The following is a 20361-nucleotide window of genomic DNA, read 5'->3' as shown; positions in this document are numbered from 1 at the left end:
GATCGAGGGCATGACCTCTGCGACCCCGTTCTTCCCCGTGCCCACCTCCGACCGCCCCGGCGCGACCGTGGCCCTGACCGGCGGGCTCGTCCGCCCCGTATCCGGCCCTGACATCGAGTCCGGCACCGTGCTCGTGGTCGACGGCGTCATCGCCGCGGTCGGTCCGGTCGGCGAGGTCGAGATCCCCGACGGCGTCACGCGGATCGACACCACCGGCCAGGTCGTGGTCCCCGGCTTCGTCGAGTCGCACGCGCACCTCGGCGTGTCCGAGGAGGGGCGCGGCTGGGCCGGCAACGACGTCAACGAGATGACGGGCCCGAACCAGGCCGGCGTCCGCGCGATCGACGCGATCGACATCGACGAGGAGGGCTTCCGCGACGCGCTCGCCGGCGGCGTGACGACCGCGGTGATCAAGCCCGGCTCCGGGAACCCGATCGGCGGCCAGACCGTGGCCATCAAGACCTGGGGCGGCCGCACGGTCGACGAGCAGGTGATCTCGGACGCCGTGTCCGTGAAGTCCGCCCTCGGAGAGAACCCCAAGCGCGTCTACGGCGAGCAGAAGGTCACGCCGTCGACCCGGCTCGGCGTCGCGAAGATCATCCGCGAGGCGTTCGTCGCCGCACAGAACTACGCCGCGAAGCGCGATCACGCCGCAGCCGAGGGCAAGCCGTTCGAGCGGGACGTGACGATGGAGGCGCTCGCCTCGGTCCTCGACGGCACCCTCGCCTGGGACCAGCACTCGCACCGGCACGACGACCTCGCCACCGCGGTGCGCCTGGCCGACGAGTTCGGGTACCGCCTCGTCCTCAACCACGGCACCGAGGCGCACAAGATCGCCGACGTCCTCGCCGAGCGCGACATCCCGGTGATCTACGGGCCGATGATCACGAGCCGCTCGAAGGTGGAGATCGTCGACCGCGCCACCCCGCACCTGGCCCAGATCGCGAACGCCGGCGTCCGGGTCGCCATCACCACCGACCACCCGGTGGTCCCGATCAACCTGCTCGTCCTCCAGGCCAGCCTCGCCGTCAAGGACGGGCTCGACCCGGAGACGGCGCTGCGCGCACTGACGACGAACCCCGCCGAGTTCCTCCGCCTCGACGAGCGCGTCGGCGCCCTCGAGGTGGGGCGCGACGGCGACGTCGTCGTGTGGAGCGGCGACCCGCTCGACACGACCGCGCACGTCGAGCGCACCCTCATCGCGGGCCGCGAGGTCTACACGCGCGAGGGCGGCGTAGTCGAGCGGGCCGAGCGCTTCGCGGGCTGACGCTCCACCCGGCGGGCCGGCCGCGAGCCGGACGGCCCGCCGGTGCGCCACGAGGCGCGACGTCCGCCGCACGTCGGGAGCTCCGCCGCAAGGCGGGGCACCGGGCGGCGCGAGGTACCAGGTCGGCGGGTCAGGCGCCGCGCTCGTGCGCCGCGAGGCGCGCCAAGCCTTCGTCGATCGTCACGGCCGGGGTCCAGTCGAGCCCCGCGCGGGTGCGCCGCTGGTCGAACCAGTGCGCCGTGGAGAGCTGCTCGGCGAGGAACCGGGTCATCGGCGGCTCGTCCGGGCCGGGGCGCACGGCCCACACGGCCTCGACGAGCGCCCCGGCCGCACGAGCGACCACAGCGGGCACGCGCCAGGCGGGCGGTCGCACGCCCGCGGCGAGGCAGATCCCGGCGAGCAGGTCGCCCACGGGCCGCGGCTCGCCGTTGGTGACGACGAAGGCCTCGCCGTGGGCGTCCTCGGCACGGTCCAGCGCGGCCACGAGCGCGTCGGCGGCGTTGTCCACGTAGACCGAGTCGATGAGGGCGGCCCCCTGGTCGAGCAGCGGCAGCCGGCCCGCGCGGGCCCGCTCGACGATCCGGCCCACCAGCTGGGTGTCCCCCGGCCCCCAGACCAGGTGGGGCCGGACGGCGACCACGGCGAGGCCCGGCCCGTCGGCCGCGAGCGCAAGCCGCTCCGCCGCAGCCTTCGTGCGCGCGTAGTGGCCGCGAGCGAGCTCCGGCTCCGCGCGCCCCGCCGGGACACCCACGAGGGAGTCGCCGGCGTGCGCGACCGAGGGTGAGGACACCTGGACGAACCGGGTGACACCCGCGGCCCGCGCCGCCGCGAGCAGCCGCCGGGTGCCCTCGACGTTGATCTCCTCGTACTCGCGGCGCGGCCCGCTCACCGAGACCTTCGCGGCGAGGTGCACGACGGCGTCGCGGCCCTCGACGGCGCGGCGCACGGCGTCGTCGTCGGCGAGGGACCCGAGCGAGTCGGCGGCGCCGGGGACACCTGCCTGCCTGCGCTGGAAGGTGCGGACGTCGTGGCCGGCGGCCACGAGGCGCTCGGCCGTGCGACGCCCGAGCATGCCGCTGGCGCCGGTGACGAGGACGCGGGCAGCGGCGGAGCGTGCGGGTGCGCCGACCTCCGACGTGAGCACACCGCGGCTCGCGGTGTGCTCCTCGTACCCCGTGTCCGGGGTGTGCCCGACGCGGTTCACGGCGTGCCTGCCCGTTCGCCGGCGAGGAACGCCTCGGCCCACCGCCCGATCCGGCCGCGCTCGATCTTGGCGTTGTGCCGGACGTCGGTCGGCAGCTCGGGCACCCGCAGCACGGCCGCGACGTCGATGCCCCGGTCGTCCCTGACGGCACCACGCATGGCCCGCGTGAGGCCGGGCGTCGCGAGGGCGGGGCGCGCCCCGGCGCGCGGGTCGATCTCCGGATCGGTCTCGAGGACGACGACGACCTGCTGCACCCCGGCCGGCCCGACCCCGACGACGCCGGCCCGACGCACGCCCCGCACCCGCTGCGCAGCCTGCTCGGCGGCGACCGGCGTGACGACCCCGGCGGGCGTGGTGACGGCGTGGCCGAGGCGCCCCTCGATCCACAGCCGGCCCGTCGCGTCGAGGTGCCCGACGTCGCCGGTGCGGTGCCATCCCGGGTGGTCGGCGCTCGCGGCCTGGGTACCCCAGAGCCGGTCGTACCGGTCCTTGCGGTGGGGGCCGGTGACGAGGACCTCGCCGGTGACGCCGGGCGCGGTGGTCGGCTCCCCCGTGGCGTCGCCCGCGGCGTCGAGCGGGACGATCTGGACCTCGGCGCCGACGGCGGGCCGGCCGACGCAGGTACCGCCGCCGGCGCCGACGACGAGGTGGGTGGCCGTGATGTCAGGGGCGCGCGTGGTGTCACAGGTGGCCGTGGCGGCCACGGCGTCGTCGGCGGCCGCCCGGATGCCCGGCAGGTCGATGTCGGTGACCGGCAGCATCTCGGTCATGCCGTAGGGGGTGTGCACGGCGGCGGACGGCATGACCTCGGCGACGCGCGCGAGCAGCTCGGGGGCGATCGGTGCACCGGCCGAGAGGAAGAGCCCGACGCCGGTGAGCGCGGCGCGCTGGTCGTCGTCGAGGGCGTCCGCCGTCCGCAGGACCCCCTCGAGTGCCGACGGCGAGGTGAAGACGGCGGTGGCGCGCCCCGCGGCGACGGCATCGGCCAGCGCCGTCGCCGTGAGCGTGGCCGGCGCGGTGACGTCCATGTCCGGGGTCACCGCGACCGAGCCGAGCGCGGTACCGATGAGCGCGAACGGGGCGAACCCGGCGACGAACGACGCGCCCGGGCCGAGGTCGTAGGTCGCGGCCAGGGCGTCCCGCATGCCGGCGAGCCGGCGGTGGGTGTAGACGACGCCCTTGGCCGGGCCGGTCGACCCGGAGGTGAAGAGGACGGCGGCGTCGTCGTCGGGGTCGGGGGCGCCGGGGAGCACCGCGCCGGTCCGCTCGAGCTGCGCGCCACGGGCGACGAGGGTCTCGACGTCGCTCTCCGCCCCGAGGACGCGCGTCCGGGCGGGAGACAGCTCCGTGGCGGCCACGCGCCGGCCGGGCCAGCCCAGCAGGCGCGCGCCGACGAGGCCGCGCTCGATGCCGATGATCAGATCCGGGTCGGCGCCGCGCAGGGCCCGGCTCATGCCGCGCAGGCCGAGGCCCTGGTCGGCGAGGACCACCACCGCGCCGAGGCGCAGGCAGGCGAACAGGGCGGTTGTCAGGCCGACGCCGGGAGTGACGAGCAGGCTGACCCGCTGACCGGGTCGTACCCCGAGGTCGTGGAGGCCGAGCGCGAGGTGGCGGGCCCGCGTGGCGAGATCGCGCCAGCTCACCGTGTCGGTACCCGCCGGAGAGAGGGACACGACGGCGGGATGATCGCTGTCCCGGTGCTCGTCGAGGACCGCGGTGAGCGGTCGGTACGCAGGGGTGCGGTCGGCTGCCGTTCCTGTCGTCGCGCCGGAGGTCGGCGCACCGTCGCGGGCCGCGTCGTCGTCGAGCCGGGGCGTGGTGTCGACGGATTCCGCGGGCGTGCCCTCGGACGCGCGGGTAGGTGCCCCATGGCGGTCGCCGTAGGTCGCGCCCAGCCAGCGCACCACGGTGCCGGCGACGTCGGCGTCCTCCGGTAGGAGGTGGCCGGCCCCCTCGAACCGGTGGACGTCGGCGTGCGGGAGGCGGGCGAGCAGGTCGCGCAGGTAGCGCTCCTGGAAGACGGGGTCGCGCGGGCCCCACATGACGAGCGCCGGGACGTGCAGCCGAGCGGCGCCCGCGGCGATGCGGTCGAGCTCGGCGCGGCTCGGGTGGTCGGCGGTCGCGGGGATGTCGGCGACGAAGTCCGCGATCGCGGCCCGCTCGTCGGCCGTGCCGTAGGGCGCGCGGTAGGCCCGCCGGACCTCGGGCGGCAGCGGCGGGTCGGCGAGGGAGAGGGTGGCGTCGAGGAACGCGGTCGTGCCGCGGGTGGCCCACCCGTGGACCGCGCGGTGGCCCGCGAGGCGCAGGAGGCCGGGGATCGGTGCGGCGCCGTCGTGGTGGACGGCCGTGTTGGTGAGGACGATGCCGGCGAGCAGGTCGGGGTGGTCGGTCGCCCAGCCCAGCGAGACGACGCCGCCCCAGTCGTGGCCCACGGTGACGACGGGCGCCGTGAGGCCGAGCTCGTCGGTGAGCGCGCCGAGGTCGGCGACGCGGTCGGCGAGGCCGCGCCGGCGGCCGTCGCGCGCCGAGTACCCCATGCCGGGCTGGTCGACGGCGACGACGCGCCACCCCGTCTCGGCGCCCTCCCGCAGGAGGTCGCGCCACAGGTAGGACCACGTCGGGTTGCCGTGCACGGCGAGGAGGGTGCCGCGGGCGGGGCCGACGAGGTCGGCCGCGTTGTCGAGGACGTGCCAGGAGGTGGGCCGCTCCCCCGGCGGGCCCGGCTCCGTGACGTGGCGGCTCCAGCGCGGATCCAGTCCCGGGAGGTCGGGCAGGCGCGGTCGGTCGGTCGAGGGGGCCGTGTCGCGCGGGTCGGGTCGGTCGTTCGGGTCGATCAGGTCGGGCACTGCGCGCGTCACCAGGCGAGCTCGAGCATCGCGGTGTTGAGTCCCGAGCCCACGCCCATGCACAGCACGCGGTCGCCGGTCTCCAGCTTCTCCGACTGCGCGGCGAGGGTCATCGGCAACGACGCCGGACCCACGTTGCCCCAGTGGGAGAACGTGATCGGCACGCGGTCCGCGGGCAGGTCGATCGCGTCGATGACGGCCTTGGTGTACGGCGTGGAGATCTGGTGGGTGACGTACCGGTCCATGTCGGTCCAGTCGAAGCCACCGACGTCGTGGGCCTCCCGCCAGGCATCGGTGACGAGGGCGAGCCCGCCGTCGAGGAGCCCCTTGGTGTCGGTGAACATCCCGTCGAGGTCGCCGACGCACAGCTCGTGGTGCTCGGTGCCGGCGCGGCTCACCCCGCCGACGACCCGGTGGCTGCCGGGGTGCCGGTCGGCGGGCCCGAGGACGGCGGCCGCAGCCCCGGCGCCGAGGGTGAGGGAGGCGAACTCGCGGTGGTAGTCCTCGCGCGTCGCACCGGGGCGGCCGAGGCGCTCGATGGTCGTGCGCTGGGTCTCGCGCGGGTCCTCGCTGTTGACGATGAGGGCGTACTCGATCTGACCGGCGTCGATCATCGTGGCGGCGAGCATGATGCCGTTGACGAACCCGAGGCAGGCGTTGGCGAGGTCGAAGTTCATCGCAGAGCTCGGCAGCGACAGCCCGTCGTGGATCCGCACGGCGACCGACGGCTCGAGGTGCGTGCGCGTGACCGACGTGTTGATGAGCAGGCCCACGCGCGAGGGCTCGATTCCCGCGTCGGCGAGCGCCTTCGCTCCGGCCTCGATCGCCGGGTCGTCGAACAGTGTCCCGGGCTCCCACCAGCGGCGCTCGACGACGCCGGAGACCCGTTCGAGCAGGTGGTCCGGGATCCGCAGCCGCTTGCGGGTCTCCGCCAGCTCGTCCTCGAAATGGCGCGACGGCACCCTGACCGGCGCCTCGATGTGCGTCACCGACAGCACCGCGGTGTCGCGGTACCGGAAGCTCGCGTTTCCTACGTCCGTCACCTCCTCAACCTAGGCGGGCGGCGGGAGCCGCGCAGGTCGAGCCGCTCTCGGCGAACACGGTTGCACCCGGTACGGACCGGTGAGAACGCCGTCCGCGTCGGACACGCATGCCCTGCGCGCCCGGGCGCTACCACCGCTCGACGTCGACCGCGGAGAGCCGGTCGCGGACGGCCGTCAGCGCCGTCGCGACGTCCTCGTCGCACCGGATCGACCACGCCCACTGCGGCGGGAGCCACAGCACGTGGCCGAGGATCTCGACGGCGGACGGCGCCTCGATCGTCCACCGGACCCGGTGGGTACCGAGCTCCTCGACCGCGTCCCGCCGGATCCATCGTCCGAACGACGCCATCAGCTCGTCGGTCCCGACCTCGATCGTCACCTCGGCGCGGTGCTGCACCGGTTCGTCGCGCCGGAAGAGCGTGGCGATCCCGCCCTCGGGCAGCTCGCGGGGGCGGAAGGTCGCGCCGGTGCGGCGCGCGTCCGTCATCCGGTCGAGCCGGAAGGTGCGCCAGGCGTCCCGGTCGAGGTCGGAGCAGACGAGGTACCAGCGGCCGTGGCGCGCCACGAGCGTGTGCGGCTCGACGTGCCGGCCGGACACCGTCCCCTGCACGTCGCGATAGGTGAACCTCACGCGCTCGCCCAGGCGGCAGCCGAGCGCGAGCTCCCCGAGGAGCGTGGCGTCCGCCCGCGGTCCGGGACCGATCTCGACGACGTGGTCGGTGAGCGCAGCCGCGCGGCGCCGCAGGTGGGAGGGCAGGAACTGGTCGATCTTCGCCATCGTGCGGGCCGCCGCCTCCGGCCCACGTCCGGTGACGGCAGCGGTCCGCAGTCCGACCGCCAGCGCGAGCGCCTCCTCGTCGTCGAGCAGCAGCGGGGGCAGCGCGTTGCCGGCCTGCAGTCGGTACCCGCCCTCCTCCCCCGGCGTCGACTCGACCGCGTAGCCGAGGTCGCGCAGGCGCTCGACGTCGCGCCGCACCGTCCGGGGCGAGACACCCAGCTCGCCCGCGAGCTCGGCGCCCGTCCAGCTGCGCCGCGCCTGCAGGAGGTCGAGCAGCCGGAGGGCACGCCTCGTCGGATCGGTCATACCTGAATCCTGCCCGCCGACGCGGTCAGGATGTGGCCGCATACCTTCGTAGCTTCGAGCCCATGGAACCCATCATCCGCACAGAACGGCTCAGCAAAGTCTTCGACCGAAGCGGCGGGACGCCCGTGCGCGCCGTCGACGAGCTCACGGTCGACGTCGCCCCCGGCACCCTCACGGCCTTCCTCGGCCCCAACGGCGCCGGCAAGTCGACCGCGATGCGCATGCTCACCACGCTGCTCACCCCCACCTCCGGCGCCGCCCGGGTCTGCGGGTTCGACGTCAGCCGCGACCCGGACGAGGTCCGGGCCCGCATCGGCTACGTCGGTCAGAAGCACGGCGCCAGCCAGAACCAGCGGGTGCGCGACGAGCTGCTCGCCCAGGGCGCGCTGTTCGGCCTTCCCGCCCGTGCCGTCCGCCGACGGGTGGACGACCTCCTCGACGCCCTCGACCTCGCCGGCCTCGCCGAGCGCCAGGTCCTCACGCTCTCGGGTGGTCAGCGCCGCCGGGTCGACATCGCCCTCGGCCTGGTCCCGGCGCCGCGCCTTCTCGTCCTCGACGAGCCGACGACGGGGCTCGACCCGCAGGCGCGCGCCAACCTCTGGGAGCACGTCACGCGGCTGCGGCGCGAGGACGACATGACCGTCCTGCTGACGACCCACTACCTGGAGGAGGCGGACCGCTACGCCGAGCGCGTCCTCGTCGTCGACGGCGGTCGGATCGTCGCCGACGGCACCGGCGAGTCCCTCAAGCGCGACCTCGCGAGCGACCGCATCCACCTCGACGTCGAGTCCGCGCGTCTGGACGAGGTCTCGGCCGGCCTGAGAGTGGCCGGCCACCACCCGACGGCGACAGGCACACGCACAGGCACAGGCACAGGCACAGGCACGACGACGATCAGCGTGCCCGTCCCCGACGCGCGCGCCGCCCTGCCGACGCTCGTCGCCGATCTCGCCGGCCGCGGCGTCGTCGGGGCCTGGGCCGAGCACCCCACCCTCGACGACGTCTTCCTCGGCCTCACGGGCCGGTCGCTCCGCGACGGCGAGCACACGCCCGCCGAGGCCGTCACCTCGGGAGGTGCACGATGACCGCGACGCACGACACGCCGCCCACCCTCACGCCTCGTCGTCCGGGTCTGGTGGAGGCCACCTGGACAATCATGCTCCGCGAGCTCCGACCCGTCCTGCACGACCCGTTCTCCGTCACCTTCAACCTCGTCCAGCCGTTGACGTTCCTCCTGCTGTTCGGGCCGCTCCTGGCCGGGACCGTCGGAGTTCCGCTCGCCGAGTCGCTCACCTGGTTCGTGCCGGGGGTGCTCGGCATGATCGTCCTGTTCGGCGTCGGGATGACAGGTTCGAACCTCCAGTTCGAGATCCACGCCGGCAGTCACGAACGGACGCTGGTCACGCCGGTCCCTCGCTCCGCCCTCCTCGTGGGGCGGGCGCTCAAGGAGTTCGCTCCCGTCCTGGCCCAGAGCGCGGTCCTCCTCGTCGTAGCGGTTCTCCTCGGCTACCGGGCGGACGTCGTCGGCACACTGCTCGGCCTCGTGCTGCTCGGGTTGTTCGCCGTCGGGCTCGCGTCGCTGTCCTACGCCCTCGGGGTCGCCACGGCCTCGACGGAATGGATGTTCTGGGCGATCCAGCAGACGATGATCTTCCCGCTGCTGCTCCTGTCCGGAATGCTGCTGCCGCTCGAGGACGGGCCACGCTGGATGCAGGGGGCCGCCGCCGTCAACCCGCTGACACACCTCATCGACGCCGAGCGGGCGCTCGCCGCCGGCGACCTCCTGTCCCGGGACGTCGCCACGGGGGTGGTCGCGACCGTGCTCACGCTGGTCGTCGGCCTCGGGATCGGGCTGCGCGCGATGCGCGCGTGAGTCAGCCCCGTGCGCCGGCCAGCGCCCCGAGGTGCTCGGCGAGCTCCCCGTAGGCGCGCAGGAGGTCGAGGGTGCGGCCGCGCATGTCGGCGTAGGTCGCGACGTCCTCGGCGGGGACCTCGACCGGCGCGTCCACCCCGCCCGGGGGCGCGACCTGGGCGAGGGCGCCGGCGAGGTCGTCCGCGCGGCCGGTGGCCAGGACCGCGAGGGCCACGGACCCGAGGGCGGAGCCCTCGGCGTCGTCGGTGGGGACGAGCGGCCGCCCGAGCGCGCCCGCCATGCTCGTGCGCCACAGCTCGGAGCGGAAGACCCCGCCGGTGCAGCGGACCTCCGTGACCGGTGTGACGCCGTCGAGCACGTCGACGAGGTCGGCCATCTGGAGGCACACTCCCTCGACCGCGGCACGGAGGAAGTGCTGGCGGCCGTGCCCGTGCCGCACTCCGAGGAAGGCGCCCGTGAGGTCGGGGTCCCACAGGGGGGCGCGCTCGCCGAGGAGGTAGGGCAGCATGACGAGGCCGTCGCTGCCGGGCGGGGCGGTGGCCGCCAGGGCGAGGGCCTCGGCATCCCGCGCCGTGCCGTCGGCCTGCGGGAGGAAGCTCTCCGCCGCCCACCGCGCGACCACGCCGCCGTTGCTGATGGCGCCGCCGACCACCCAGGCGTCGTCGGTCAGGGCGTAGCAGAACAGGCGCCCGCGCTCGTCGGTGCGCGGCTCGGGCACGACGGTCCGCACGGCGCCGCTCGTGCCGATGGACATGCCGGCGACGCCGGGCTGGATCGCTCCGGTGCCGAGGTTGCCGAGGGGCCCGTCCGTGGCGCCGACGTTGACGGGCGTGCCGGCCGGGACGCCGGTGGTCCGCGCGGCGTCGGGCGAGACCTCGAGCAGCGCGGTCGTCGAGAGGATGTCGGGGAGCTGCTCACGCTCCACGCCGGCGAGCTCGAGGGAGGCCGGCGACCAGTCGCGCGTGGTGAGGTCGAGCAGGCCTGTGGCGGACGCGGTGGAGAGCTCGGTGACGACCCAGCCCGTGAGGTGGAGCAGGACGAGGTCCTTGAGGCCGACCCAGCGGTAGGCGCCGTGCAGCGTGGCGGCGTCGTTGCGGCCGAACCACATGAGCTTGGTCAGCGGGCTCATCGGGTGCACGGGAGTGCCGGAGCGGGCGAGCAGCCCCGCCGCCCGGCCCTCGCGGCGCAGCTCGGCCGCCTCCGCGTGGGAGCGCGTGTCCGCCCAGGTGATGAGGTCGGTGACGGGGCGCAGTCCGTCGTCGAGCCCGATGAGCCCGTGCATGGCCGTGCCCACGCCGAGGACGTCGACCGTCCGGTCACCGGCCGCGGCGACCACCCGGGCGAGGACCGAGTCGACGGCGCCGAGCAGCTCGCCGGGGTCCTGTACCTGCCACCGTGGGTGCGGGGAGGCGAGGTGGTACTCGGCGGTCGCGGCCGTGCGCCAGCCGGTGGCCGGGTCGACCGCGACGGCCTTGGCCGCGGTCGTGCCGACGTCGAGGCCGACGATCACTCCCACGGCGTCGTCCCCCTCCCCGCCGAGGTGTCGCCCGGACCGCCGGGCGCCTCGAGCGCCTCGAGCTCGCGGGCGACTGCGGCCTGCAGCTCGTCGTCACCGGCGAGGTCGGGGACGAGCTCGCCGAGGACGTGGGCGACCGCCTCGCCGGCCGGTCCCGCGGCGAGCTCGCGCCAGCGGTCGCCGTGGACGTCGTTGACGGGGACCCCGCAGCCGCGCAGGTGGGTGATCCAGGCGGCGACGGCCAGGACGGCACCACCGGGCAGGCGGCCGACCTCGCGCGCGGAGCGCAGCACGGGGACGTGACGGACCGGCAGCTTCTGGGAGCCGTCCATCGCGATGCGGGCCAGGGAGTCGCGCATCCGCGGGTTGGCGAAGCGATCGCGCAGGGCGGCCCGGTAGGCGTCCAGCTCGTCGGACGGCAGGTCGAGCGTCTCGGACGCGTCGTCCCACAGCTCCTCGACCCACGCGCGCACCTGCGGGTCGCCGAACGCCTGGTCCACGGTCTCGTGGCCGAGCACCGGGCCCGCGTAGGCCATGAGCGAGTGCGCGCCGTTGAGGAGAAGGAGCTTGCGCCGCTCGTACGGCTCGACGTCGTCGACGATCGTTGCCCCGGCGTCCTCCCAGCGCGGGCGTCCGGCGGGGAACGTCCCGGCCACGACCCACTCGCTGAACGGCTCGGTGGTCACGGGCGACGCGTCGACGACGCCGAGCTCGCGCTCGACCAGGGCCGCGTCGTCGTCGGTGGCGGCGGGGGTGATGCGGTCGACCATCGAGGCCGCGAAGTCGACCCCCTCGGCGACCGACGGGTCCGCGCCGAGAGCCGCGAGCAGGTCGGTGACGACCCGGCGCAGGACCTCGCCGTTGCCCGGCAGGTTGTCGCAGGACAGCAGGGTGATCGGACCGGCGCCGGCGGCGCGCCGGGCGATGAGGCCCGCGGCGAGGCGGCCGGGTGCGGTGCCGACGGATGCGGTCGGGTCGGCGCGCAGGGCCTCGACGTCGGCGGCCACGCCCTCGTGCGCGAGGTCGAGCCCGCCGTCGGGGCCGCGCAGGTAGCCGGCCTCGGTGACGGTGAGGGTGACGACGGCGACGTCGGGGTCGCGCAGGTAGCCGAGCCACGCGTCGTGGTCGTCGGCGGCGTGGACGGCGACGACGGAATCGATCACCTCGAGCTCGTCGCCGTCGGGCCCCCGGGTGACGAGTGTGTAGCGGCCGCCCTGCGGGGCGAGCGCCTCGGCCGCGGCGGGGCTCCGGCCGGTGAAGGCGGCGTAGCCCCAGTCGGCGGAGTCGGGGCTGTGGTGGGTGTACCAGGCCTGGTGGGCGCGGAAGAAGTTGCCGAGCCCCACGTGGACGAGGCGGACCGGGGCGGCCGGGTGCTCCGGGCCGCGGGAGAGCCGAGCGCTCACAGCTTGAACACCTTTTTCGGGATCGTGGTGACGAGATCGAGGGCGGTCGCTGCCGCCTCCTCCTCGGTGAGGCGGTGGGTGGACACGAGCTCGGCGAGGTAGGCGGCGTCGAGCCGGCGGGACATGTCGTGGCGTGTGGGGATCGACAGGAAGGCCCGGGTGTCGTCGATGAAGCCGGACGTCCGGTAGAACCCGGCGGTCTCGGTGACCGCGCCGCGGAAGCGGCGGATGGCCTCCGGGGCGTCGATGAACCACCACGGGACGCCCGCGTAGAAGGACCGGTAGAAGCCGGCCAGCGGGGCGATCTCGCGGGAGAACACCGTCTCGTCGATGGTGAACAGGACGAGGTGGAGGTCCGGGTGGTTGCCGTAGCGCCCGAGCAGCGGGCGCAGCGAGTCGGTGACCTCGACTGAGACGGGGATGTCGGAGCCGACGTCGTGCCCGTACCGGGCGAGGTTGTCGACGTCGTGGTCCCGGCGCACGCCCGGGTGGAGCGTCATCACCAGGCCGTCCTCGGTTGCCATGCGGGCGGTCTCGCTCATCATGTGGCGGCGGAACGCCGTCGCCTCGTCGGTCGTGGCCTCGCCGCGCAGCGCCGCGGCGTAGATCCGCTCGGCGTCGGGGGTCGCGAGCGGCTCCGTGCCGAGGTCGAGGTGCGAGTGGTCCGAAGAGACCGCCCCGTTGTCCCTGAAGTACCGGCGCCGGGCCTCGAGGGCGGCCACGTACCCGGCGTACGTGCCGGTGTCGGTGTCCGCGGACTCCCCCAGGCGGCGGACGAGGTCCGGCCAGTCGCCCCGGGCGGGCTCGAGAAACCGGTCCGGTCGGAAGGTGGGGACGACCCGGCCGGTGAACGTCGGGTCGGCGGCGAGCGCGCGGTGGGCGGCGAGGTCGTCGAGCGGGTCGTCCGTGGTGGCGAGCACCTCGATCCCGAACCGCTCGAACAGCGCACGGGGGCGGAACTCGGGCGTGGTCAGGGCCTCGGCGACCTGGTCGTAGACCGCGTCGGCGTTGGCCGCGGACGGCGCCTCGGTGATCCCGAAGACGTCGGCGAACGTGGTGTCGAACCAGTACTTCACCGGCGTGCCGCGGAAGAGGTGGTAGTTCTCGAAGAGGATGCGCCACGCCTTGCGCGCCGCCGCCTCGTCGAGCTCGAGCGGCCCGTTGGGCCCGCGGCCGAGGTCGCTGAGCTCCGCGCCGTTCGCGTGGAGGAGCCGCAGCACGTAGTGGTCGGGGACGAGGAGCAGCGACGCCGGGTCGGGGAACGGCTCGTCGTCGACCAGCCAGGCCGGCGGGACGTGGCTGTGCGGCGAGATGATCGGCAGGTCCTTGGTGCTCGCGTAGAGGCGTCGCGCCACGTCCCGCACGGCCGGATCGGCGGGGAGCAGGCGGTCGGGGTGCGCGAGCATGGAGTCGTGGGCGTCGTCGCTCATGCCAGCATCGTCCCGAAGACCCACGGGGATGGCCACAACGTTGCCAACCGTTGCCAACCGGTGGCGCGACGGGCGCCGCTCGGGCCATGCTCTCCCGCATGACGTGGTTCAAGGACGAAGCCCGGTTCCTCTCCCGCGAGCGCATCGAGGAGCTGTGCGACCGCATGATCGACGAGGCCGTCGACCGGCTCTCGATCGCCGAGCTGCGGCGCGTGCTGCTGCTGCCGCCGGACCTCACGCGCGCGCACTCCGGCACGGGGTGGATGACGGAGTACCTGTACAAGCGGCTCGACGCCGCCGGCGCCGAGGTGCACGTCATCCCCACCCTCGGGCAGCACGTGCCGCACACGCGCGAGGACAACGAGTGGATGTTCGGCTCGATCCCCGAGGAGCGCATCCACGCGCACGACTGGAAGAACGGGGTCACCAATGTCGGCACCGTGCCGGCGGAGGTCGTGCGCGAGGCGACCGGCGGCGCCGTCGACTGGGAGATGCCAGTCGATCTCAACACGATGCTCGTGACCGAGCAGTGGGACCTCGTGGTCAACGTCGGCCACGTGGTCCCCCACGAGGTCCTCGGGTTCGCCAACCACAACAAGAACTACTTCATCGGGCTCGGCGGAAAGCGCCTGCTCGGCGCCTCGCACATGGCCTCGGCCGTGTACGGCATCGAGAACAACCTCGGGAACCTGCTCACCCCCGTGCGGCAGTGCTTCAACTACGCCGAGGACCACTTCCTCGCCGACCTGCCCGACGTCTACCTCCAGGTCGTCATGGACTACGACGACTCCGGCGCGCTGCGGCACACCGGCGTCTACGTCGGCGACGACCTCGAGACCTACCTCGAGGCCGCGCGTGCCTCGCAGGAGCAGAACATCACCCAGTTCGACGAGCCGGTCGACAAGATCGTCGCCGTCATGCAGGCCGACGAGTTCCGGGCCACGTGGGTGGCGAACAAGGCCGTCTACCGTACGCGCATGGCCATCGCCGACGGCGGGGAGCTCCTCGTCATCGCCCCCGGCGTCGAGCGGTTCGGCGAGCAGCCCGAGGTCGACGCGCTCATCCGGAAGTACGGCTACATCTCGCAGTCCGAGGCGGTCGAGCTCTATCAGAGCCAGGCCGACATGCAGGACATCCCCCACGGGACCGCGCACCTCCCCCACGGCTCGTCCGAGGGCCGGTTCACCATCACCTACGCGCCGGGCAAGCTCACGCGCGAGGACATCGAGGGGGTCGGGTACCGATACATGGACGTCGACGAGGCACTGACCCGGTACGACCCGGAGGTCATGGTCGACGGGTGGAACACCATGCCCGACGGCGAGCGCGTCTTCTACATCTCGACCCCGTCCGCCGGCCTGTGGTCGACGCGCGCCAAGCTCGACCAGCGCGCCACCCACGAACGCCACGAGTGAGCGGCTTTCGGCCTGGCGAGTGAGCAGACCTCCCCTCACCACCACCCCCTCCGACGACGACGAAGCGGGCCCCGCACCCTGATGGGTGCAGGGCCCGCTCACGCGTGACCGTCAGGTCGGATCAGCGCCGGACCCCGAGGGTGTCGCTGCCGTCGGCGTTCCAGTCGCCGACGAAGACCTCGTCGCCCGAGCGGCCGTAGCGGACCTCGCGGTCGGCCCAGCCACCGTCGAAGGTGTTGGAGACCAGGTAGAGGTTCCCGCGACGTGAGGCGAACGTGTCGCTCCCGTTGCCGTCCCAGTCACCGACCAGGACCTCGTCGTTGGCGCGGCCGTAGTCGAACTCCTCGTCCGCCCAGCCCGAGCTCAGCGAGTTGGACACGTAATAGGTGTTCCCGCGTCGCACGGCGAAGGTGTCGATGCCGTCGGCGTCGTAGTCACCCACGAGGACGGCGTCGTCGGCGCGGCCGTAATCCAGCTCGGTCTCCGCATCCCCACCCGCAAGCGAGTTGGTCAGGAAGTACGAGTTGCCCCGCCGCACGGCGAAGGAGTCCACGCCGTCGCCGTCCCAGTCACCGACCAGGACGGTGTCGCCGTCGCGGCCGAACGTCAGCTCCACGTCCGCGTTCCCGCCGTACAGCGAGTTGGACAGGAAATACGCGTTCCCGCGACGCACCGCGAGCGTGTCGGACCCGTTGCCGTCCCAGTCACCCACGAGCACCTGGTCGCCGGGGCGACCGAAGGAGAACTCGTGGTCCGCCCAGATGTCCCAGCCGTCGTTGAGGTAGAACCCACGACCCGGCGACGGCGGAACCGGCTCACCCGGCTCCTCGTCGTCGTCCTCGTAGGTCAGGCCGTACCCGAACGGGTAGAGGGCGCCGTCTGTGGTCTCCTCGTACCCGGGCGCGTCGGTGTCCTGCTCGAGGATCGCCTCGGGCGTCCCGGCGAGGGCGAACGGCATCCGCCCCTGGGGCGCGTGCTCGCCCGTGAGGACGTCCATCAGCGCGGTGTCGCTGACGCCGAAGCCGGCGAGGATCGCACCGGCGTCGCGCAGGCCGCTCTCCTCGTCGAGGACGTAGGGCTGGCGGAAGTAGACCTGAAGGATGACCTGGCTCGGGTCGTCGACCTCGGCCATGACCTCCTGGATGGTCTCGAGCGAGGGCGTGACCTCCCAGGACTCCGCGGCCTCCATGCCGGTGAAGTCGAGGATGATCGACTCCCAGGGGTAGGAGCCGCCGAAGCGCAGCCCGTCGTCGGTGCAGGACTCCGCGCCGTGCGTGACGCAGGCGTCGGAGGCGCCCCAGAGGCTCTCGCCGTCGAGCCCGCGGATGCCGTCGATGACGCTCGGGTTGACGCCGAACTCGGGGTTGAGACCGAACTCCTCGCTGTTGCTGACGTAGTCCGAGCCGTCGGCGCTGGCCGTCATCGAGATGAGGACGTAGTCGCTGTCCGCGGCGCTGGGCCGCTCCTCGCCCTCCTCGACGTTGCCGTCGGTCACGTCGAAGCCGTAGCTCTCGACGGTCTCCTCGGTGAAGTCACCGAGGATGTAGACGTCGGAGTCCGCCTGCAGCGGCAGCACGGGACCGTCCTCGGTCTCCTGGTTCTCCAGGAGCACGAGCGAGTCGCGCTGCGTCTCGAGGCCGACCTTGCGGTTCTCCTCGTTGCCGATCGTGGCGGTCGCGACGTCCGGGTCCACGTAGGGGTCCTCGAACAGGCCGAGCCGGAACAGCGGCTCGAGCAGCCGGACGGCCGCCTCATCCACGCGCTCCTCGGTGACGAGGCCGTCCTCGACGAGGTCGATGATGACCTGGACGTCGTTGAAGCCGGAGAGCGTGTCGGTGCCGCCGTTGATGGCCGCCGCCACGCGCTCGGGGACGGTGGCATCCTCGAGGCCCCAGGCCCGGTCGTTGATGATCCCGGTGTCGGAGTTGACGTAGCCGCCGAAGCCGAGCTGGTCACGGAGCAGCCCGTTGACGATCGAGTCGGAGAACGCGAAGCCCGTGAGCGGGTAGTCCTCGTCCTCGTTGCCGATCTCGGGCACGTCCACCGGCACGCCGTAGTACGGCATGATCGACGAGACGCTGGCGTCGATGGCCGCCTCGAACGGCAGCATGTGCGCCGCGAAGAGGCCCTGCGGGTAGACCTGCGCACGGCCGAACGCATAGTGCGGGTCGAGCCCGAGCTCCTGCGGGCCGCCGCCCGGGAAGTGCTTGAGCGTGAGGGCCACGCGGGTGTCGGGGCTCAGCGCCAGTCCGTTCTCGCTGTCGGCCGGGATCTCGCCCTGCAGCGTGCCGACGAGGGTCGACATGATCGCCGCCGCGTGCTCGGCGTCCTCGGTGAACGTCTCGTGGGTGCGGTACCAGCGGGGCTCGGTGGACAGGTCGGCCATGTAGCCGTACATGCCGCGCAGCCCGATCGACGCCCACTCGTCGCCCATGACGTCGGCGAAGTCCTCGACCACGGACATGTCGCCCGTCCTCGGGTCCTCACCGGTGGCCGCGGCCTCGGCACCGAGAGCCGCCGCCGCGATGCCGGCCTCCTTGGGGAAGGAGGTGAACGCGCCTGCCGACTCGTTGATGCCCGCGCGGGCGTCGGGGTCGATGTGGTTGCGGGCGTTGGACTTGAACAGCACCGGGATGCCGAGGCGGGTGGACTCGGACATCTCCTGGACCGCGTTGGTGAAGCCGGCGGCCTCGGCCGGCGTGACGGAGGTGGAGGCGCTGAAGCCGCCGCCCGCCTCGCCGCACTCGGCGTCGTCCGGGCTGGTCACCGTGTTGCGGAAGATGAACCGGTGCATGTGCTGGTTCTCGATGAAGTCGGTGCCGCTCTCCGGCACCACACCGCGCACGCCGTCGACGCACGCCGCGTTGAGCGTGTCGATGAGCATGAGCCCGGCGCGCTCCTCGAGCGTCATCTGCCCGACGAGGTCCTCGGTCCGCTCGGCGACGCTGAGCCGCCAGTCCTCGTAGGGGTCGAGCTCACCGTTGTCGTTGAGGTCGCGGAACTCGTACCCGTCGACCTCGATGATCTCGGTGGTCCGGCTCTCGAGCACGGGCTGCTCGAGCTCCTGCGCCGGCTCGGCGGCGGGTGCCTGGTCGCCCGCCGCGTCGTCGGTCGGCTCGGGTGTCGCGGCGGCTCCTCCGGCCAGCGCGACGGTCAGCGTGAGCGGGACGGCGAGCGCCGCTCCGATCGCCGCTCGTCTCCGCCCCATCCTCGGGGTTGTGGACATCGTTTCCTCCTGCAGTCGTCGTCGACCTGCCTCGCCGCGGGGGTCACGGCAAGCACGATGAGGGGGATGCTCCGTCCTCGGTGCTGCCCCTCACCGACCTGTCGACGATCGCCCGGCTCGCGGCGGTGGTCACCCGCTTGCCGCCTGTTGCCGACCAGTACGGGACGGCCGGCGTGGCGACCGTGGGACGGGCCGCACGATGCCCGTCCCTGGCCGGCACGGCCCCCGACGACGAACCCCTGCGCGAGGTGCGCGTCCCACCCGGGCGAGGAGCCGCCGTCGGACGCTCCCCGCGAACGACCGAGCGCTCCCCCACCGTGGTCAGGTGGAGGAGCGCTCGGTGCGTGCCGGGCCTGAGCCCGCTCACTCGTCGGGAGGACGTCCGCTCACTCGCGGAACTGGCCCCTCACTCGTGAAGGATCGGCCCCTCACTCGTGGAACCTGCTCCTCACTCGTGAAGGACCGTCCCCTCACTCGTGGAACCGGCCCCTCACTCGTGAGGGACTCTCCCCGCATTCGTCAGGACTGCTGGGTCTCGCTCCGGTCGGCCGACCACTCGGTGTGGAAGACGCCGTCGCGGTCGTTGCGCCGGTAGGTGTGCGCACCGAAGTAGTCGCGCTGCCCCTGGACGAGGGCGGCCGGCAGGCGCTCGGCGCGGACGGTGTCGTAGTACGCGAGCGCAGCCGAGAAGCCCGGCACCGGGACGCCGGAGGCGACCGCGTGGGAGACCGCTGCGCGCCAGCCGTCCTGGCTGTCGGCGAGGCCGGCGGCCACGGACGGGGCCTCGAGCAGGGTGGTGAGGTTGCCGGCGGCGTACTCGGAGCGGATCCGCTCGAGCAGCTTGGCGCGGATGATGCAGCCGCCGCGCCAGATCTTCGCGACCTCGGCGATGTCGACGTCCCAGCCGAACTCCTCGGACGCGGTGCGGATCTGGTCGAGTCCCTGCGCGTAGGCGACGACCTTCGCCGACCACAGCGCCTGACGCACGTTCTCCACGAGGGCCTCACGCTCGGAGGCGTCGACCGCCGAGCGCTGCGGCCCGGTCAGCGCGGCGCGGGCAGCGGTGCGCAGGGCCGCGTGGCCCGAGGTCGAGCGGGCGAAGACGGACTCGGCGATCGTGTTGACCGGGACGCCGAGCTCGAGCGCGATCTGCACGGTCCAGCGGCCCGTGCCCTTCTGCTCGGCGGCGTCCTCGACGACGGACACGAACGGGGCGCCGGTGGCGGCGTCGACGTGCGCGAGGACCTCGGCGGTGATCTCGATGAGGTAGGAGTCGAGGTCGCCGGTGTTCCACTGCGTGAAGACCTCGGAGATCTCCTTGGGCGTGAGGCCGGCGGAGTGCAGGACGTCGAACGCCTCGGCGATGAACTGCATGTCGGCGTACTCGATGCCGTTGTGGACCATCTTGACGAAGTGGCCGGCACCGTCGGGGCCGATGTGCACGCAGCACGGCTCGCCGTCGACCTTCGCCGAGATCGCCTCGAGGATCGGGCCGAGGGTCTCGTAGGACTCGGCCGGGCCGCCGGGCATGATGCTCGGGCCGTTGAGCGCGCCCTCCTCGCCGCCGGAGATGCCGGCGCCGACGAAGTGCAGGCCGACCTCACGCAGCGCCTTCTCCCGGCGGCGGGTGTCCTCGTAGTGGGCGTTGCCGCCGTCGACGACGATGTCGCCCTCCTCGAGCAGCGGGATGAGCTGCTCGATGACCGCGTCGGTGCCACCACCGGCCTTGACCATGATGATCATCTTGCGCGGGCGCTCGAGGCTCGCGACGAAGTCCTCGAGGGACTCCGACGGCACGAACGTCCCGTCGCCACCGTGCTGGGCGACGAGGTCGTCGGTCTTCGCCGTCGTCCGGTTGTACAGGGCTACGGCGTAGCCGTTGCGCGCGAAGTTGCGGGCGAGGTTGCTGCCCATGACGGCAAGCCCGATCACCCCGATCTGCGCGCTCGCGGTGGTGTCGTTGACGGTCATAGGGGTCGTCCCTTCCTCGGCGACTCTGCGGTGCTCAGCCCTCAGTATGGGCGCCGCAGTGCCAGGTGCGTGCGGGTGGCCAC

General features: G+C 73.4%; 13 protein-coding genes. 4 read left to right on the top strand and 9 right to left on the bottom strand.

All coding sequences use genetic code 11. From position 1 onward, the window contains the following. Window positions 1-10 precede the first annotated feature (10 nt). Entirely contained in the window at window positions 11-1267 is a 1257-nt protein-coding gene (locus AC24FB_RS13190; protein WP_425715201.1) for an amidohydrolase, read from the top strand. A gap of 130 nt (window positions 1268-1397) precedes the next feature. On the opposite strand, the gene AC24FB_RS13185 is transcribed toward AC24FB_RS13190, so the two are convergent. From AC24FB_RS13185 to AC24FB_RS13170, 4 genes are all read right to left on the bottom strand, one after another. Continuing rightward, on the bottom strand, window positions 1398-2339 hold the full coding sequence (locus tag AC24FB_RS13185; protein ID WP_487561485.1) for an NAD-dependent epimerase/dehydratase family protein: 942 nt from the start codon (window positions 2337-2339) through the stop codon (window positions 1398-1400). A gap of 128 nt (window positions 2340-2467) precedes the next feature. Further along, complete coding sequence (locus AC24FB_RS13180; protein ID WP_487560230.1) at window positions 2468-5317, bottom strand: alpha/beta fold hydrolase; 2850 nt, start codon at window positions 5315-5317, stop codon at window positions 2468-2470. Between the two features lie 8 nt (window positions 5318-5325). Beyond that, the gene (locus tag AC24FB_RS13175) at window positions 5326-6360 is read right to left on the bottom strand and encodes a 3-oxoacyl-ACP synthase III (protein ID WP_425715203.1); all 1035 of its coding nucleotides are present in this window, start codon (window positions 6358-6360) and stop codon (window positions 5326-5328) included. A gap of 127 nt (window positions 6361-6487) precedes the next feature. Then, the gene (locus AC24FB_RS13170; RefSeq protein WP_425715204.1) at window positions 6488-7444 is read right to left on the bottom strand and encodes a helix-turn-helix transcriptional regulator; all 957 of its coding nucleotides are present in this window, start codon (window positions 7442-7444) and stop codon (window positions 6488-6490) included. A gap of 62 nt (window positions 7445-7506) precedes the next feature. Here AC24FB_RS13170 and AC24FB_RS13165 point away from each other — a divergent pair, with 62 nt between their 5' ends. Together AC24FB_RS13165 and AC24FB_RS13160 are read left to right on the top strand one after the other, a co-directional pair. Continuing rightward, a complete protein-coding gene (locus tag AC24FB_RS13165; protein WP_425715205.1) occupies window positions 7507-8529 on the top strand; it encodes an ABC transporter ATP-binding protein in 1023 nt (340 codons plus the stop codon). Then, entirely contained in the window at window positions 8526-9317 is a 792-nt protein-coding gene (locus AC24FB_RS13160) for an ABC transporter permease (protein ID WP_425715206.1), read from the top strand. The genes AC24FB_RS13165 and AC24FB_RS13160 overlap by 4 nt, the downstream gene beginning before the upstream one ends. Window position 9318: 1 nt before the next feature. On the opposite strand, the gene AC24FB_RS13155 is transcribed toward AC24FB_RS13160, so the two are convergent. From AC24FB_RS13155 to uxaC, 3 genes are read right to left on the bottom strand one after another with little or no spacing between them, the layout of a single operon-like run. Further along, window positions 9319-10833 (bottom strand): gluconokinase, encoded by a 1515-nt coding sequence (locus AC24FB_RS13155; protein WP_425715207.1) that lies wholly within the window; start codon window positions 10831-10833, stop codon window positions 9319-9321. Continuing rightward, window positions 10824-12236, bottom strand: coding sequence for a mannitol dehydrogenase family protein (locus AC24FB_RS13150; protein WP_425715208.1), 1413 nt, complete (start codon window positions 12234-12236; stop codon window positions 10824-10826). Before AC24FB_RS13150 ends, AC24FB_RS13155 begins: the two co-directional genes overlap by 10 nt. Next, the gene (gene uxaC / locus AC24FB_RS13145) at window positions 12233-13666 is read right to left on the bottom strand and encodes a glucuronate isomerase (protein WP_425715209.1); all 1434 of its coding nucleotides are present in this window, start codon (window positions 13664-13666) and stop codon (window positions 12233-12235) included. Before uxaC ends, AC24FB_RS13150 begins: the two co-directional genes overlap by 4 nt. 98 nt (window positions 13667-13764) lie before the next feature. Here uxaC and AC24FB_RS13140 point away from each other — a divergent pair, with 98 nt between their 5' ends. Continuing rightward, window positions 13765-15081: a nickel-dependent putative hexonate epimerase gene (locus AC24FB_RS13140; protein ID WP_425715210.1), complete on the top strand. Its 1317-nt coding sequence runs from the start codon at window positions 13765-13767 to the stop codon at window positions 15079-15081. Window positions 15082-15202: 121 nt separating this feature from the next. On the opposite strand, the gene AC24FB_RS13135 is transcribed toward AC24FB_RS13140, so the two are convergent. Both AC24FB_RS13135 and gndA read right to left on the bottom strand, forming a co-directional pair. Then, complete coding sequence (locus AC24FB_RS13135; RefSeq protein WP_425715211.1) at window positions 15203-18307, bottom strand: glycoside hydrolase family 3 protein; 3105 nt, start codon at window positions 18305-18307, stop codon at window positions 15203-15205. 519 nt (window positions 18308-18826) lie between these two features. Then, entirely contained in the window at window positions 18827-20278 is a 1452-nt protein-coding gene (gene gndA, locus AC24FB_RS13130; protein ID WP_425715212.1) for an NADP-dependent phosphogluconate dehydrogenase, read from the bottom strand. Window positions 20279-20361 lie beyond the last annotated feature (83 nt).

It is taken from the genome of Georgenia sp. Z1344 (assembly GCF_057652375.1).
This window is presented reverse-complemented; position numbering and strand designations above follow the sequence as displayed.

Excerpts from the sequence above, each read along its gene's own strand:
- AC24FB_RS13165 (WP_425715205.1), top strand. The coding sequence starts at position 7,507 with ATGGAACCCATCATCCGCACAGAACGGCTCAGCAAAGTCTTCGACCGA.
- gndA (WP_425715212.1), bottom strand. The coding sequence starts at position 20,278 with ATGACCGTCAACGACACCACCGCGAGCGCGCAGATCGGGGTGATCGGG.
- AC24FB_RS13160 (WP_425715206.1), top strand. The coding sequence starts at position 8,526 with ATGACCGCGACGCACGACACGCCGCCCACCCTCACGCCTCGTCGTCCG.
- AC24FB_RS13170 (WP_425715204.1), bottom strand. The coding sequence starts at position 7,444 with ATGACCGATCCGACGAGGCGTGCCCTCCGGCTGCTCGACCTCCTGCAG.
- AC24FB_RS13140 (WP_425715210.1), top strand. The coding sequence starts at position 13,765 with ATGACGTGGTTCAAGGACGAAGCCCGGTTCCTCTCCCGCGAGCGCATC.
- AC24FB_RS13185 (WP_487561485.1), bottom strand. The coding sequence starts at position 2,339 with ATGCTCGGGCGTCGCACGGCCGAGCGCCTCGTGGCCGCCGGCCACGAC.
- uxaC (WP_425715209.1), bottom strand. The coding sequence starts at position 13,666 with ATGAGCGACGACGCCCACGACTCCATGCTCGCGCACCCCGACCGCCTG.
- AC24FB_RS13135 (WP_425715211.1), bottom strand. The coding sequence starts at position 18,307 with ATGTCCACAACCCCGAGGATGGGGCGGAGACGAGCGGCGATCGGAGCG.
- AC24FB_RS13190 (WP_425715201.1), top strand. The coding sequence starts at position 11 with ATGACCTCTGCGACCCCGTTCTTCCCCGTGCCCACCTCCGACCGCCCC.